At 45.5% G+C, this 16,459-nt stretch carries 9 protein-coding genes and 1 pseudogene; 6 read left to right on the top strand and 4 right to left on the bottom strand.

Features of this window, described 5'->3' with window-relative positions:
* Positions 1-165: 165 nt before the first annotated feature.
* Positions 166-1,866 carry a glycoside hydrolase family 13 protein gene (locus C0638_RS05545; RefSeq protein WP_058711900.1) on the top strand — a complete coding sequence of 567 codons (1,701 nt, stop codon included), beginning with the start codon at positions 166-168 and terminating at the stop codon, positions 1,864-1,866.
* A 22-nt stretch (positions 1,867-1,888) separates the two neighbouring features.
* On the opposite strand, the pseudogene C0638_RS05540 reads toward C0638_RS05545, so the two are convergent.
* A pseudogene (locus C0638_RS05540) lies at positions 1,889-2,512 on the bottom strand (HAD-IIB family hydrolase); the annotation flags it as partial.
* Positions 2,513-2,674: 162 nt separating this feature from the next.
* Entirely contained in the window at positions 2,675-3,472 is a 798-nt protein-coding gene (gene pdaA / locus C0638_RS05535) for a delta-lactam-biosynthetic de-N-acetylase (RefSeq protein WP_058711901.1), read from the bottom strand.
* Positions 3,473-3,745: 273 nt separating this feature from the next.
* On the opposite strand from pdaA, the gene C0638_RS05530 reads away from it, so the two are divergent.
* Positions 3,746-4,768, top strand: coding sequence for a methionine ABC transporter ATP-binding protein (locus tag C0638_RS05530; RefSeq protein WP_058711902.1), 1,023 nt, complete (start codon positions 3,746-3,748; stop codon positions 4,766-4,768).
* The gene (locus C0638_RS05525) at positions 4,765-5,430 is read left to right on the top strand and encodes a methionine ABC transporter permease (RefSeq protein ID WP_044787773.1); all 666 of its coding nucleotides are present in this window, start codon (positions 4,765-4,767) and stop codon (positions 5,428-5,430) included. The genes C0638_RS05530 and C0638_RS05525 overlap by 4 nt, the downstream gene beginning before the upstream one ends.
* 135 nt (positions 5,431-5,565) lie before the next feature.
* On the opposite strand, the gene C0638_RS05520 is transcribed toward C0638_RS05525, so the two are convergent.
* Positions 5,566-6,546, bottom strand: a complete 981-nt coding sequence (locus C0638_RS05520; protein ID WP_058711903.1) for an aldo/keto reductase — start codon at positions 6,544-6,546, stop codon at positions 5,566-5,568.
* 272 nt (positions 6,547-6,818) lie between these two features.
* On the opposite strand from C0638_RS05520, the gene C0638_RS05515 reads away from it, so the two are divergent.
* The 3 genes from C0638_RS05515 to C0638_RS05505 all read left to right on the top strand — a co-directional run bounded on the left by C0638_RS05515 (position 6,819) and on the right by C0638_RS05505 (position 14,847).
* Entirely contained in the window at positions 6,819-10,235 is a 3,417-nt protein-coding gene (locus C0638_RS05515) for an S-layer homology domain-containing protein (protein WP_058711904.1), read from the top strand.
* A gap of 161 nt (positions 10,236-10,396) precedes the next feature.
* Complete coding sequence (locus C0638_RS05510; protein WP_058711905.1) at positions 10,397-13,537, top strand: ATP-binding protein; 3,141 nt, start codon at positions 10,397-10,399, stop codon at positions 13,535-13,537.
* Between the two features lie 158 nt (positions 13,538-13,695).
* On the top strand, positions 13,696-14,847 hold the full coding sequence (locus tag C0638_RS05505) for a response regulator (RefSeq protein WP_058711906.1): 1,152 nt from the start codon (positions 13,696-13,698) through the stop codon (positions 14,845-14,847).
* A 141-nt stretch (positions 14,848-14,988) separates the two neighbouring features.
* On the opposite strand, the gene rpoN is transcribed toward C0638_RS05505, so the two are convergent.
* Positions 14,989-16,305 (bottom strand): RNA polymerase factor sigma-54, encoded by a 1,317-nt coding sequence (gene rpoN / locus C0638_RS05500; RefSeq protein WP_040102292.1) that lies wholly within the window; start codon positions 16,303-16,305, stop codon positions 14,989-14,991.
* Positions 16,306-16,459: the final 154 nt, after the last annotated feature.

The raw sequence follows: 16,459 nt of genomic DNA, 5'->3' as shown, positions 1-16,459 counted from the left end.
AAAAATAAATTAAAAAATATATCGTAGGCTATATCAGCTCTGCTTATGCGCCCGAGCAAGCTTACAAGTCCCTTATTTCCCTGCACCAACGATTCGCATACAGGTATTGCGTGTATGTTAAGAGCATAAGCTATTGGATGTACAGAGAAGATACAGGAGGGAAACATGCCTAGAAGAATATGGTGGAAGGAAGCTGTTGTTTATCAGATATACCCGATCAGTTTTCAGGATTCTGACGGAGACGGAAAAGGGGACCTGCGCGGCATTTTGTCTCGGCTGGATTATCTGTCTGAGCTGGGGATTGATGTGATCTGGATTTGCCCGATATATAAGTCGCCCAATCACGATAATGGATATGATATTAGCGATTATTATGCCATTATGGATGAGTTTGGAACGATGGAGGATTTTGATGAACTCCTTCATCAGGCGCATGAACGAGGCATCAAAATTATGATGGATTTGGTATTAAACCATACGTCGGATGAGCATCCGTGGTTCACGGAGTCACGCTCATCCAAGGATAATCCGAAGCGGGACTACTACATATGGCGAACAGGCAAAAATGGCGGATATCCGAACAACTGGGAATCGTATTTCTCCGGTTCTGTGTGGAAATATGACAAGCTTACAGACGAATATTACATGCATCTGTATTCCGAGCATCAGCCGGATCTGAACTGGGAAAATGAAGAGATGGTGGGTGAACTCTATCGTATGGTGGAATGGTGGTTAAAAAAGGGAGTCGATGGCTTCCGCTTTGACGCCATTGCCCATATTGTCAAAGCAGAAGGGCTGCCGGATGCCCATAATCCCGACAAACAAACCTTGGTGCGTGCCTATCAACTCTTTTCCAATCTGGAACAGGTTCATGTACTTCTACGGATGCTAAATGAAAAAGTACTGGAGCGTTATCCCTTAATGACGGTTGGCGAAACGTCCGGTTTAGGACCGAAACAGGCACTGGATTATGTGGGAGATCAGCGGCATGAGCTGAATATGGTGTTCCAGTTTGAGCACATGTTTATTGATGCACAAGGGTTAGGAACGGAAAAATGGAAGTACAAGTCGTGGACGCTGGTGGAACTGAAAAAAATAATGAGTAGTTGGCAGACGGTGCTTCATCAGGAAGGATGGAATGCCAATTATCTCAACAATCACGATCAACCACGGGCTCTCTCCCGTTTTGCGAATGATGGACAATATCGTGTGGAATCCGCCAAAATGCTGGCAACCTTCACACATATGATTGAGGGTACACCTTATATTTATCAGGGTGAGGAAATCGGGATGACGAATATTGCCTTCCCGTCGATTGATGATTATCGAGATGTGGAAACGTTAAACTATTATGAGCAGCAACGGAAGCTCGGTGAGCCAGAGGAGCAGATTATGGCCGCGATCTGGCGAAAAAGTCGGGATAATGCACGCACTCCCATGCAGTGGAATGCCGGACCTGCAGCCGGATTTACCGATGGAGAGCCGTGGATGAAAATTAATGATAACTACACGCACATTAATGCAGAGGCAGAAAGAAATGACCCGAACTCAATTTTCCACTATTATCGTAAGTTGATTGCTCTGCGCAAACAACATGAGGTCATAGTCTATGGCGAATACAAGCTGTTGTTGCCACTTGATACAGAGCAATATGTATTTTCACGCATGCTGGGACAAGAGTGTTTGATTGTCATTTTGAATTTCTTTGACCGTGATCCCGTGTTCCACTGGCCCGACGGTGAGGAGTTTCCTGCCGCCAAGGCGGAGCTGCTTCTCTCCAACTACGAACCGGTAAAAGGAGAAAATTTGCACGCCTTGAAGTTGCGGCCTTATGAAGCTAGAGTGTATAAGCTAACCTTGAAATAGGCGTTGTTATCCTTTGGATGTTGAACATTGGAATATCATTCGCATCATTGCCAAAGGCGATAAATTGACGAGGCTGCACACCAAGTTTCTCAAGCGCGTTCCATTTATGGATATTCTGGGGGCTAATGTCCAGTACCTGTTCATTACGGTGCTGATGGATGACCACACCCAGCGGTAGAAGCTTAGCAGCCAAGCTTTCCATATCGTCAGCAGTTAAAATGAGCATTTTTACAATGGATTTCAGGGACGCCACAGGTAGCTTTTGCGCCAACTTGTTGACATCCACATTGTTGAGTATGGGATGATCAGCTGCGCCTGTATATGCATAATCCCACTCACTGTCAATCAGGTAGGTGGCTTGGTGCTCCTCTAGCAGTGTGAGTAGAGCATTCTTTACTTCCGGAAGAAAGGACTCTACGTATTTTACACTGCCTTTTTGGGAGATCATGAGCCGTTACCGCCAATCAGGGTGTAGTTGTGAAAGCGTTTAGGAAGTACGGGCAGCATGTCGCGGATTGGTCGTGCCGAGGCAAAAATGACTTCATTGTCCCGCTTGAGTCAATTGTTCCAAACAGCCTGCGATCTTATCCGACACACACTGCCCCTTAAAGCAGATCGTCCCATCCAAATCAAATACAAAGTGCATAATATATGTACCTCCAAAAAAGTGCTCTCCAAATCGTTTCTTACGTCATTATATCCATGACCTTCCTTATTCGTAAACTAATCAGCCCGATTCACACAGTCTGCTAGGGCAGATGTGGATCGGGCTGATGACGGTATTGAGTCATTAAGTTAGATGCTATTTTTAATGATAGTGCTTAACTTTAAGGTCATCCAGGCTTTTGAACTCATATCCTTGCTTGCGAGCCTCGTCAATGATCGAGCCAAGTGCCTCGGCATTATCCTTGGATACAGAATGGAGCAAAATGACCGCTCCAGGGTGGAGCTGCTGCATAACTTGGCGATAGGCATAGTCTGTTCCTCGCTGAATATTCGTGTCCCAGTCCTTGTAGGCCACCGACCAGAACACACTCGTGTATCCGGCTTCTCGACAGGATGCCAATGCTTTTTCATTAAAAATGCCGCGCGGTGGCCGGACATATTTCATTTCCTTTTGCCCAGTCAGCTCTGCAGACGCAGTTCGTACCCGATCCAGCTCAGACCGAATCTCTGCCGAAGAAATGGTGCTCATATCAGGATGGCTCCATGAATGGTTTCCGATAATATGGCCTTCGCTGGCCATGCGGAGCATCAAATCCGGTTGGTCTTTTACAAAATGCCCGGTTACAAAGAAGGCGGCTGGAACCTTTTTGGCTTTCAATACATCCAGCACCTTGGGAGTATATCCATTTTCGTAACCGTTGTCGAAAGTAAGAAACAATTCTTTCTTAGTCGTATCCCCCAAAAAGATGCCGCCTTGTCTTTCAATCAGGTGCATAAAGCCTTCTTGTGCGATGGAAGGCAGCTCGCCTCCCTTACTTTTTTTAAATCCAAAATGATACGGCTGTCCGTCCACAGCTTGGGTAGCTGATGCTGATTCTCCCATAACTGTGGACATCCCCATCAATGCAATGCATAGCCACAAGGTAAATATTTGCTTCATCTATCTTCCTCCGCTTCCGCCCTGATTCGGGTAAGATGTGTATACTTCGGCTTATTCCATACCATCTGCAATATCATGTTCATTTATGCAAAGAAAGAAATGCTTGCACCAAACTTAAAACACATATTGACATCAATATAAAATCGAAGTAGTATACTCTATAAAACTTACTAAAATACTCGGATTTAAATTTGATTCGATGTTCGTGCCATAGGAAAGAAATCAACTCAGAGAGATTTTACATACTTGATGGAGCGGGAGGAGTTAGGAGCTATGATTGAACTTAGGAATGTATCCAAAACCTATGTAAGAAAAGGCTTAAGCATTCAAGCGTTAAAAAATATAAATATCACAGTGGATAAAGGAGATATCTTTGGTTTTATCGGATTCAGTGGTGCGGGAAAAAGTACGCTTATCCGTTTGGTCAATCGTCTGGAGAAAGTAACGACCGGTGAGGTTCTTGTCGAAGGGGAGAGCTTAAATGCCTACTCGACCTCGGGGCTGCGAAAAGTAAGGAAGAAGATCGGCATGATTTTTCAGCATTTTAATCTGCTGGAATCGAAAACAGTATTCGAAAACATTGCCATTCCGTTGGTGCTGCTCAAGCGCAACAAGCGGGAAATTGAGAGGCGTGTAACAGAGTTGCTGGCATTCACAGGACTATCAGATAAGGCAAATAGCTATCCCAGCGAGCTTTCCGGCGGACAAAAGCAGCGTGTCGGGATTGCGCGGGCGCTTGCGAGCAACCCGTCCATTTTGCTCTGTGATGAGGCAACCTCGGCACTTGATCCGCAGACCACGCAGTCTATTCTTGATTTGCTTCGCAAAATCAACAAGAAATACAAGATCACCATATTGATCATCACCCATGAGATGTCGGTCATTCAACGGATTTGCAACAAGGTAGCTGTAATGGAGAAGGGGGAAATCATTGAGCAGGGCGATGTACTGGAGGTATTCGGGCAGCCGAAGCATCCAACGACGCAAAGCTTTGTACGCACAGTTATTCACGATGAAGTACCGGATAGTGTACTGCAAACGTTCGAGCAACAAGAGTCGCAACGCATATACAAGCTGGAATTTATCGGACAGGCAGCTTCCGACCCAGTGGTTCATGAATTGATTCGGAAGCATGATATCCATGTGAACATTTTGTTTGCCAACATGACGGAGATACAAGAAACGACGATTGGCTATATGACACTTCAACTGCGCGGTGAGCAGCAGGCCGTTCAGCAGGCTGTTGATTTTATCAAGAGCAAAGGAGTCCATATTCAGGAGGTGGAGAGTCTATGATGATTACAGGAACCACGATAACTTGGGATCAACTGTGGGAAGCTTTGTATGAATCCGTGCTCATGGTCAGCATATCATTATTTATTGGCGCTCTGATTGGGATTCCTATCGGTATTTTACTTGTTGTTACCCGTTCAGGCGGAATTTTGGAGAACAAATGGCTGTACGGTATTTTAAATCCGATCATTAACATTGTCCGTTCCTTACCGTTTATTATTTTGCTGATAGCGATCATTCCGTTAACTCGTCTGATTGTGCATACATCTATTGGGACTAGTGCGGCCATTGTCCCCTTGATTATATATATAGCACCTTATATCGGCAGGTTGGTGGAAAATTCGCTGTTGGAGGTCAACCCGGGGATATTGGAGGCAGCAGATGCGATGGGAGCGACTCCGTTTCAGGTCATTCGATACTTTTTGCTACCCGAGGCATTCAGTTCTTTGATTTTATCGTTAACGACAGCCGCCATTGGACTGATTGGTGCAACGGCTATGGCTGGTGCGGTCGGTGGCGGTGGGATTGGCGACCTGGCGATAGCGTATGGCTATCAACGTTTTGATACGCTGGTAATGCTGATTACTGTTATCATTCTAGTCGTGTTTGTACAAGGTGTTCAGTCCTTGGGCAATCTGCTCTCCCGCAAAGCACGCAGGGGTTAATGAACAAAACGGATATAAAAATATATAGTTGGTATGTCAGGTTTTAGCGTTATTACTGATCAAGAAACGCCCTATGTAACTGGATAGGGCGTTTTTGCTGTTTCTTATATCCAAACTATTATCACATTGCTATTTTTATAGAGCGCCAATTACTGGATGAGGAACATACAGTTCTTCCAGCGACGCAATTTCCTCTGGTGTTAACGTAATTGATAGAGCAGCTACCGCATCTTCGAGATGAGATGTCTTTGTAGCACCGATAATGGGAGCAGTCACCGGTGCTTTCTGCAGCAACCAGGCAAGAGCAATTTGAACGCGGGGAACTCCACGTTTTTCTGCGATTGTCGCAACCTGATCCACAATCAATCGATCGGAATCTGCAGTCGCATCGTATTTAGATTTTGCCACTTGATCGGTTTCAGACCGATGTGTTGTTTCCTGCGTATCCCGCGTCAATCTACCTCCTGCAAGCGGGCTATATGGAATTACACCGATCTTTTCCTCCTTACAAAGCGGCAGCATTTCTCTCTCTTCTTCACGGTATAAAAGGTTTAAATGATTTTGCATTGATACAAACCGTGTCCATCCATTATTCTCAGCGACATGCAATGCCTTCAGAAACTGCCATGCATACATGGCAGAAGCACCAATATATCTTGCCTTTCCGGCCTTCACAACATCATGTAATGCTTCCATCGTCTCTTCAATAGGGGTATTGTAATCCCAGCGATGGATTTGGTATAGATCCACATAATCTGTCCCCAGTCGCTTAAGGCTCTTATCAATTTCGCTCATGATAGCCTTTCGGGAAAGTCCCGCACCATTGGGGCCTTGATGCATACGGAAATGAACCTTTGTTGCTAGGACAATTTCATCTCGATTCGCATAATCCTTTAAAGCCCGTCCGACAATTTCCTCGCTAGTTCCATCTGAATATACATTTGCGGTATCAAAAAAATTAATGCCTAGCTCCAGAGCTTTTTTTATAACTGGACGACTGCGCTCTTCATCTAGTATCCATGGATGAATCCATCGTTCAGCGACCCCGAAGCCCATACAGCCAAGACAAAGCCGGGATACATCCAAGCCGGTATTTCCAAGCTTAACATAGTCCATTTGATTATACCTCGCTTCCTAGATATGGTTTTCTTCAAATCTAGTCTACTCCACCGCTTACATCGGATATTATGCCATATGGAGTTAACTCCAAGCCAAGCATTTTTGCTGCGGAATGATTCGTATAGGTCTAATTGTTCAGAATCGGTTCAGTAGGGTTTCGTATACTTCTCTTAGCATAGTTCCTTGGTTGCATAAATCGTAGAACTAAACATGACTAAAGCCTTTGATATAACAGGATATATGCCAATAAATAGCGTCTAGGAGTGAAAATGTTGAAACTTGTAAATCGAAATAAATGGATTGCATCTGCAATGGTACTGGGGATTGCTTCAGGCTCCATCGTATCTCTGCCTTGGATGGGCGGTGCCCAGACTGCTTATGCAGCGACAGCAGATACGCAAAGTGAAACTGGATTTGTAACACAAGCTCGCACTTTGGGTTTGATGACAGGTGGTAATCAGGGCGATTTTATGGCACAAAAGAATTTGACCCGCGCAGAAGCGGCTAAAATTTTGTGCAGTCTGTTCCAGTTGGAAGTTAACAATCAGCCGCAAACTTCTTTTATGGATGTGTCCTCGGATGCATGGGGTGCTCCCTATATTGAGGCTGTACGTGCAGCTGGGTATATGACAGGCAACGGAGAACTGTTCCGTCCGGGAGATGCCATTACCAAGGAAGAACTGATCGTATCGCTAGTACGCGCAATGGACTTGCAGGATGCAGGTACTATGGACGCACAGCAAAATGCAGTTCAGGTAGCTCGCAATTATGGTTTGTTATCAGAGGATGCTTCTGCAACGGATTTGAAAAATCCATTGAACCGTGAGAGTAGTGCGGAAGTATTCGTTAGCCTGTTGGATCATCCAGTAGGAGAAGTGAAATCAGAGGGCAATACTGTTCGAATCGGAAATATCCCCTACCAGCTGGAAGGATCTTTGCAAGGCTTGTTCGGTGAAAATAACAAAGCGGTATTAAAAGGGGCAAAAATCGATCTTAACCGTAATTTGCGTACACTCACAGGTGTAAAACAGCTGGAAATTAACGCAGACGGTGGCGTATTTGACGGTAAGGGTATGTCTTTTGATGGACGCCTAATCGTCAATGGTTCGGTAACCTTGAAAAACATGTCCTCCACAGGCGTATTGGAAATCAAAGGTTCAGGAAATCAGTCTGTATCGGCCATTTTGGAAAATACGACATGGTCTGGTGTGGAGTTGGGCTCTAAGGATGCCAAGCTGACAGCAACCGGAACGACAAAGATTGACAACTTGACGCTGAAAAATGATGCATCGATCATGACCGAAGGAAATGCTGCGATTAGCCGTGTTTCATTACAACAGGGACTCGGCAAGCTGTTGGTTAACGGTAGTATTGGTTTGCTGGATGCATCTCAATATGTGGGCGTTCCCTTAATTACGTTGGCTAAGGGAGCAGCAATCAGCCAGCTTAACCTGCCGGAACAAAAACAGCCGCGGGATGTTATCATTAACTATGATGCGGTGAAAGAAGCTATTGGTCTCGTGAATGGTACAAAGAACTCATCCTCTGCTGGATCGGTTATCACGGATACAGACAGCAAAGATAAGAAAAAACACGACAGTGACATTATCAGCGTAGACCGCAGTCAGTTGGAGACAGAAATCAATGCAGCCAAAGAACTGCTGGAGCGTGCAGATGAGGGTGGAACAGATCAGGCGCTTTACCCAGCCGCAGCGAAGGAAAGCCTGTCTATAGCAATCAATCAAGCTATGCTGGTACTGAACAATACGGCAGCCACGCAGGCAGAAGTAGATCAAGCGCTCAGCACATTGAAACAGGATGTTTCTGTGTACACAGCCTCAGTCACAGAACCGGTGATTGGAACACAGGAATTAACTAGACTGATTCAGTTAGCTTCGACTATCCTTGAACAAAACCGGATGGTTGGTGACGAATTTCCGCCTCTTTGGGATGACTCACTAAGTCAAGCTATTCGATTTGGCAACAATGTGTTGGAAGGGAATGCGCCTCAGAATATTGTGGATCGGGAAGTAGAAAGCTTGGGTCGAGTAATAAAGGTATACAAAGCATCAGTAAAACTCAGAGATGCATATCTGCATTTTCTCGATGTAACGGATCGTGTGGAGAATTTGAAAACTGACAAAGCGCGTTACAAGTCCATTGTGAGGGAAGGATCAAAAGTATATCTGAATCCATTATCTACAACGGAGCAGTTGGACGAATGGAAACAAAAAATAGAAGGTGCCACAGAATCATTCTTGGCACTGCAAGCAGCGGACTTCTCAGTGCTTAAAAATACTTTACAAGAAGCGCAGGTTATCTACGATCAGAGTGGTTCTCAAAATGCTGAACTAGACAACCTGATTCAGGAATATACAGAGAAGATGCACACTGCTATGACCCAGCAGGACGTATTGAACTTGAACATGGAGCTGAGTCAAAGGCTTACGGAATTTACTGCGCCAGTGCCTGCTACAACTCGGGAAAAACTGCAGCAGCTGGTTCAAGATATTCAACTCAAACTGCTGTCTGACCCTGTAGCTCGTAATTACTTGAATACGGAAATGCAGCTTTTAGATCAACAAACAGTACAAGCCCACTTTGCACTTATTATGCCGTTTACTCCTGAGGAGCAATTGGTGATCTCTTATAATCAATTAAGTCAGGCTAAAGGGACCTATATTGAAAAATATAATGAGAAAAGGCTACAGTTGAGAGACAAAGTCATTGAAATGCAGACTTCGATCAATGGAATTTTGCTGCAAAATTCAGGCACATTAAGCGCTGAGGCTCAGCAAGCTTTGTCTTCTGCTTCAGAGCATGCCTCTACTTTCTTAGGCTTGTCCAGCTTTGAATTACAAGACGTTGTTCCTGTATATGAGGAGCTGCAACAGGTACAGAACCAGTATACTGCACCTATAGCGGTGGATACTATGTTGTTGAACCTCAATATCAATTTGGCTAATAATGAAGTTCAGACGTTCGGACGTCATTATACTGATCAAGATAACGAAGAACTTCAGGGGCAAATTAATCTGGCAAACCTTGTGCTTAATAATCCGAATAGCACACAACTGCAGGTAGACCAGGCTAACACGGATTTGATTACAGCGTTTGCGAACTACCAATCCAAATGGATCGTAACTGATCTTGATATCAATGAGCTCAAGAACATTGCGAACAATCTGCTTACAGTAAATGGTACAGATCCTACGACGGTCTACTTTCACAGAGTAGTGGATGCATTCAATCGTCTGGACCAGTATTTGCCTATGCCGGAACTTAAGAAAAATTACATGAATCTGGAAGATGCGATTCAGGAGTATAAAGATTTTATAGACAGCCAGCAACAAAGCAGCGGAACAGGAAGCGGCGACAGCAGTGGTGGAACAACACCGCCAAGCGATAGCGACGGAACAGGAAGTAGCGACAGCAGTGGTGGAACAACACCGCCAAGCGATAGCAACGGAACAGGAAGCGGCGACAGCAGTGGTGGAGCAACATCGCCAAGCGATAATAGCGGAACAGGAAGCGGCGACATTAGCGGTGGAGCAACACCGCCGAGCGATAACAGTGGAACAGGAAGCAGCGACAGCAGTGGTGAAGCAACGCCACCGAGCGATAGCAGCGGAGATGATTCAGGCTCGATTCCTGGCGGTAGTATTGATGACGTTATAATTCCTTAATAAGGGGAATATAGGAAGTGCAAGGATGTATAGAAGGGGACGATTCCGCACAGATTTTATCTGCGGCGGACGTCCTTTTTTGTATGGACAACGCTTCTAATGTAGCTGAATAGAATAACCGATACAAAAAGATAGACGTTATTGAAAAGAGCGGGGGATTTATGAAAAAACAGGGTGTTTTATTTTTTATTATACTTCTGCTTGCGGTTGCGTTGCCGGTATATCCGTTAGTGTCGGGTGTATTATCCGGAAACAGTCATTGGAAAGCTCACAACGGTGTTATTGATTTGCGTAATTGGGACCCCGACAAGGAAGGTGCTGTACAGTTGGGGGGAGAGTGGGAGTTTTATCCTAATCAGCTTTTGCAGCCTTCATCTTTTCAGGAAACGCGATATCAGGATTGGGGAAATCGTCAAAACTCCTCCAAATTGGGATTAGGCACCGGATCTTCTGCCAAAATTGTGGATGTGCCTGGTAAATGGAATCAGTGGATGCCTGGGGGACAGGCGACTGGATATGGAACCTATCATGTTCGTGTACTATTGCCTGAAAAAGTGGAAAATATGTACGGCATCCATATGCAAAATATTCGCAACTCCAGCCGAGTATGGATTAACGGAGCAGAGGTGGGGGCAAGTGGTATTCCCTCTGTTTCAGCCGACAAGGGCAAGCAGGGCAACGCCCCCTTTGTTGGATTTGCTGCAGTAGATGGACATTCGGCTGATATTACCGTGCATGTGGCTAATTATAGCTATTCCTCTGGGGGGATCATTTATCCGCTGCTATTTGGGGATTATGCCAGTATTACGCATAGCCGTGAAGTAGCGATGGCAGAGGACACCGTACTGGTTGCAGGATTTTTTATCCCTACCGTATTTTTTATCATGCTGTACTTTTTACGTAGAAAAGAGAAGGCCCTGCTTTACTTAGCATGCTTTTGCATCGCGGCACTATTTTACATTCTGACACATGGAGAGAAGCTGCTAGTCTGGGGGATGCCGGATTTGCCTTATGAATGGATATTGAAAATTCAATCGTTCTCTTCGACGCTGTTCTACTATTTTCTGATTCGGTATGTTCATCTGACGACACAGATTGTTATGAATCGAATCGTGCTGCTTCTATATAATATTGTAACCGCACTGATGCTGGGTATGGGGCTATTGTTGCCTACACTGGTCCTTTCATCCTTTGAGACTTTTATTCTTCTTTTTGGTGTAGTCAGTGTGGGGTATGTATTACTGATTCTGATTCGTGGACTTCTTCAACGGACGGATGATGCTGCGCTGCTAGTCATTAGTATTATGAGCATTCTTATGATTGTGGTAACTAGTTTTGTGTATGTTCTGGGCTGGGGAGATGTACGTGGGGTGACAGCCTATGAAATGCTCATATTCGTATTGGCCCAAACACTACTGCTGGCCAAACGTTTTGTATATTCGTTCATGGAGGTTGAGAACCTATCACGACGGTTGCTGACACTGGATGGGTTAAAGGACGAATTTCTGGCAAACACGTCACATGAGCTGCGTACTCCTCTACATGGCATTATTAATATCGCTCAGTCCATGCTAGACCGCTACGGGACGCAATTCAATGAGCCGCAAAAGCATAACTTGGTCTTGATTGCGAAGGTAGGGCGTAGACTCTCCTATTTGATTAACGATATTTTGGATTTTTCTAATTTGAAAAATGGAAGATTAGCCTTAAACCGTCGGCCTGTAAATGTACAGACTGCCGTGAATTCTGTGCTGGAGGTATTGGGTCATAACGTAGGTAAGAAAAAGCTCCAATTCGTCAAAGAATGGCCTAATTCGTTGCCCAAGGTGGATGCAGATGAGGACCGGTTGAATCAGATCTTATACAATTTATTGGGTAATGCGATGAAATTTACGGAGGAAGGCGAAATCGTAATCTCTGCCAAGGTGAGGAACCGTGAAATGGAAATCAGTGTGAAGGATACCGGACCAGGTATTGCCCCAGACCATCTTTCACACATATTTGAACCTTTTAATCGAGGAGCGAATGCTGAGGACAAAGGATATAGTGGAACTGGGCTTGGGTTAGGCATAACCCGTCGTCTGGTGGAGCTGCATGGAGGTTATATCCGAGTAGAATCTAGATTGGGCAAGGGTTCGACCTTTTATTTTACACTGCCCTTAGCGGAGACTGGTACGTCGGCACATGAAGTTCAAAAAGATGTCTTGTCTGAGGTTATATTGAAGCCTGGTGTGACCTCGAATCAGGGTGTGAATCCGCTTGAAGAGGATGGATTAGAGCAAGTGAGGAATGTTCCTTACAGAGTGCTGGCTGTAGATGATGATGGGGTTAACCTTCGGGTATTGGAAGAGCTGTTATACGCCACAGGTTGTAGTGTGGTGGCTGTGGACCATGCTGAGGAGGCGCTTCAGCTGCTGAATGGCCGTGCCCGATTTGATCTAGTTATTACGGACTGGATGATGCCAGAAATGTCCGGTATTGAGTTGTGTCGACGAATTCGCGAAGGGTATTCTCTCTCCGAGCTACCCGTATTGCTGCTGACGGCACGCGACCTGCCCGGCGATATCCATGCAGGCTTTATGGCCGGAGCAAATGACTTTCTGCGTAAGCCTGTTGATGCGGAGGAATTAAAGGCGCGTGTACGCACCCTGTTGAACATGCGTAATTCGGCAGAGGAAGCGGTGCGTTCGGAAATGGCCTTTTTACAGGCGCAAATCAAGCCGCACTTTCTGTACAATGCATTAAATGTCATTGTTTCGACCGTAGCAGTAGACCCGGACAAAGCAGCGGAGCTGCTCATGGAGCTGAGTCAGTACTTGCGGGGAAGCTTTGATTTTCAAAACAGGGAGAATACAGTTCCGCTATGCAAGGAGCTGGAATTGGTAGAATCGTATGTGGCATTGGAAAAAGCCCGTTTTGAAGAACGGTTGCAGGTAACTATAGAGGTAGGGAGGAACATCCGGTCGCTGATCCCGCCATTAAGCATTCAGCCCATCGTGGAAAATGCGATACGACACGGTGTGATGCAGCGGGCCACAGGTGGAACAGTGCGGGTGATTGTACAAGAAGATGGAGCCGATTTTGTGGTCAGCGTGACCGATGACGGCGTAGGGATTCCACCAGAGCGACTACAACAGCTACTGTCGGAGGAGCATGTATCCTCCAGTGTGGGACTGCGTAATATCCATCGCCGTCTGATCCATATGTATGGAGAAGGATTGCGGATTGAAAGCAATCCTATGCAAGGGACGACGGTAAGCTTCCGTGTGCCGGAAACGATCTTATCTCACCCTACTGAATGAATAAAAAAATACAGTACATCGGCCAGAAAAGCTAATGTCGCGCCCGAGTTTATACGATATATAAAATATAAGAAATTAAAAATCGGATGATAAAGCAGATAGCCTGGTCATAGAGCATTGTGATGGATGGTTGCAGCAAGAAGGGGGCGCGGACACAGATGAAGGCGATATTGATTGATGATGAGAGGTCGGCATTAACGTACCTGGAACGGTTGCTGGAGGCGGACGGACGATTAACGGTCATGGGCAAATATACGTCTGCACAAGCTGGGTTGGATCATCTGGCGGCAGAACGCGTGGATATTGTTTTTATAGATATCGGAATGCCGGAGATGAACGGACTGGAGGCCGCCGAGTGGATTCAACAGCTGGACTCGCATATTCATATCGTCTTTGTGACTGCGTATTCGGAATACGCTATTGAAGCATTCGAACTGCAGGCACTGGATTACTTGTTAAAACCTGTTCATGCCCGGCGGCTTAATAAAACGTTAGATCGGATTGTAGCCACGCTGGCAGATTCCCGTCCTTCCAGCTCGGTCGTCGCAGCAGAGCAATTACCCAAAGTGCGTTGTTTTCAAAAGCTTGAAATTCCGGAGGATGGACAAGGAGCCGTGGGAGCAAAGCCATTCAAATGGCGTACACTAAAGTCGCAGGAGCTATTCTCCTTTTTACTACATCATGAAGGAGAATGGGTTAGCAAGGAGCAATTGCTGGATGCGCTGTGGCCCGAATATCATTTGGATAAGGCTGTTGTTCATCTACACACGTCCATTTACCAAATCCGCAAGGCGTTGAAAGAACGGATGCAAGATACGAAGCTGGAATACAACCTGGATCGCTATCGTTTGAATCGTAATGGCTGGGTTACAGATGTGGAGCTATTCGAGCGGGGCATCTCCGAGTGGGCGGCCTCTGGGAATGGCGGTACACCGCGTATCGAGAGCCTGTTGGCTCTGTACCGTGGCAATTATCTGGAGGAGCACGATTATCCATGGGCGTATGCAAAAAGAGAAAAACTACGCAATATGTATCTGGCATGTGCTTCAGAACTGGCTAAAGAAGAACTACGTTCAGGTCGTGCCCGTCAGTCTGTCCAGCGCTTGCTCAGCCTACAGCAGAGGGAGCCTTACTCAGATGATATCTGCGGTCTGCTGCTGACAGCCTATGCCCAGTTGGGCGAGTATACAGCTGCTCAAAAGCATTATGAAAGCTTCGTCAGCTTATTGGAAGATGAGTTGGGTATTGAGCCGCAGCAGGTGACACACCAGTTGTACGTGCAATTGAAAACACAGACACTACCTGCGTAGACTGCTGTACTCGCTCAGGTCATATGAATAGGCCAACCAGAGGTTACTGGTTGGCCTATTCTATTGGAGATTCTACGAGGGAGGCAGCCGGTAGAATGTGATAGCGCTGCTTCTTGGTTTTCACAATCGCTTGCTGAAGTTTTAATACACTTTTCTCCTGGCGGAGGATAAATACCCCAATTCTTCTCGGTATTTGGCTACCGTTCTGCGTGACAGCTCTAGTCCTTCCTTTGCCATCAGTTCTGTGATTGCCTGATCTGAAAATGGTTTTTGCTTCTCTTCACCGTCGATGATCTGCTTTATCCGCATTTTTGCGCTCTCTGATGAAGTAGCATCTCCGTCTTTCGATCCTAGGGCGGAGGTGAAGAAATATTTGAGTTCAAACAATCCACGGGGCGTCTGCATGTATTTATTACTGACCGCCCGGCTGATCGTGGATTCATGCAGGCCGGTTATTTCAGCAATCTCCTTTTGGGTCATCGATTTCAGATGATAAACGCCATGCTCAAAAAATTCCCGCTGCCTATCAACAATAGCCTGGGCCACACGCATCAGGGTCAGGCGGCGCTGCTCAAGGCTATGAATAAGCCATAATGCCGTATTCATTTTCTCACGAAGAAATCGTTTCTCTTCCTCCATAGCCGGCTTTCGAAGCATACTTTGGTAAAAAGGATTAATCCCGACGCGTGGGACTGTGATATCATTAACTGTCACAATGTAGTCGTTTTTAAATTTCTCCACTGAGATATCTGCTATATGATGCTGGCGTTCATATGGAGCAAATGCCGCTCCCGGACAAGGATTCAGCTTGCGTATCTGATCGGTAATTTGTTGTACCATGTGAATGTCGATCCCCAGAGCATCCGCGATTTTTTGTATGCGGTTACATGAAAGATTGACCATGTGATGTCGCACGATTTCTTCCAGATAAACATCATCATTCCCGGCATATCGCAGCTGCAAAAGAAGGCATTCCTCCAGACTGCGGGCAGCGATTCCTGCCGGTTCAAAGCCTTGAATCAGGGCAAGTATATTTTCAACCTCATCGGTGGGGACGTCAAGTATTCCGGCAACTGTATTTACATCCAGCTCAAGGTAGCCTTTTTCATTTAAATTCCCAATCAGAAACATGCCAATCATCTGTTGTAGCCTGGATAGCCCGCTGACCATCCCAAGCTGCGCTTTAAGATGTCTATATAAATTATCTGCGGGATTAGAGACAAAATCCAGAAGGTCTACCGGATTATCATTTTTTCGTGGCGAATATTCTTCTTCTGTATTGATTCTTTCGATGGACATGTCGATCTCTGTCAAATCAATGATCGGATTTTCATTTGCTTGCTCATGAAGATATGACATCAGATCGACCGAAGAATATTGAAGAATCGTGATGGCTTGTCGTAATTCTGGAGTCATAGCCAGCCTGAATGTTTGCTCTTGCTGTAATCCGTAGCGCATTATTTTATCTCAGCTCCTTACTGGGAAACAAAAATAACTTTTTATGCAGCTTATTCGTGAAGCTTATGCAATTATACTGCCAACCTCTGATCTTGGAAAAGAAGTGAATGGAATGGGCTGAATTTGAGTTTTGGATAGATTCAATAAAAAGGGT

Origin of the sequence: Paenibacillus sp. lzh-N1 (assembly GCF_002872435.1) — a bacterium.
GTDB lineage: Bacteria > Bacillota > Bacilli > Paenibacillales > Paenibacillaceae > Paenibacillus > Paenibacillus polymyxa_C.
The sequence above is the reverse complement of the archived record's forward strand: the minus strand, read 5'-3'. Positions and strand labels throughout refer to the sequence as shown.

What these genes read in the sequence shown, in the direction of transcription:
- C0638_RS05545 (WP_058711900.1), top strand. Translation starts at nt 166, where the DNA reads ATGCCTAGAAGAATATGGTGGAAGGAAGCTGTTGTTTATCAGATATAC.
- pdaA (WP_058711901.1), bottom strand. Translation starts at nt 3,472, where the DNA reads ATGAAGCAAATATTTACCTTGTGGCTATGCATTGCATTGATGGGGATG.
- C0638_RS05530 (WP_058711902.1), top strand. Translation starts at nt 3,746, where the DNA reads ATGATTGAACTTAGGAATGTATCCAAAACCTATGTAAGAAAAGGCTTA.
- C0638_RS05525 (WP_044787773.1), top strand. Translation starts at nt 4,765, where the DNA reads ATGATGATTACAGGAACCACGATAACTTGGGATCAACTGTGGGAAGCT.
- C0638_RS05520 (WP_058711903.1), bottom strand. Translation starts at nt 6,546, where the DNA reads ATGGACTATGTTAAGCTTGGAAATACCGGCTTGGATGTATCCCGGCTT.
- C0638_RS05515 (WP_058711904.1), top strand. Translation starts at nt 6,819, where the DNA reads ATGTTGAAACTTGTAAATCGAAATAAATGGATTGCATCTGCAATGGTA.
- C0638_RS05510 (WP_058711905.1), top strand. Translation starts at nt 10,397, where the DNA reads ATGAAAAAACAGGGTGTTTTATTTTTTATTATACTTCTGCTTGCGGTT.
- C0638_RS05505 (WP_058711906.1), top strand. Translation starts at nt 13,696, where the DNA reads ATGAAGGCGATATTGATTGATGATGAGAGGTCGGCATTAACGTACCTG.
- rpoN (WP_040102292.1), bottom strand. Translation starts at nt 16,305, where the DNA reads ATGCGCTACGGATTACAGCAAGAGCAAACATTCAGGCTGGCTATGACT.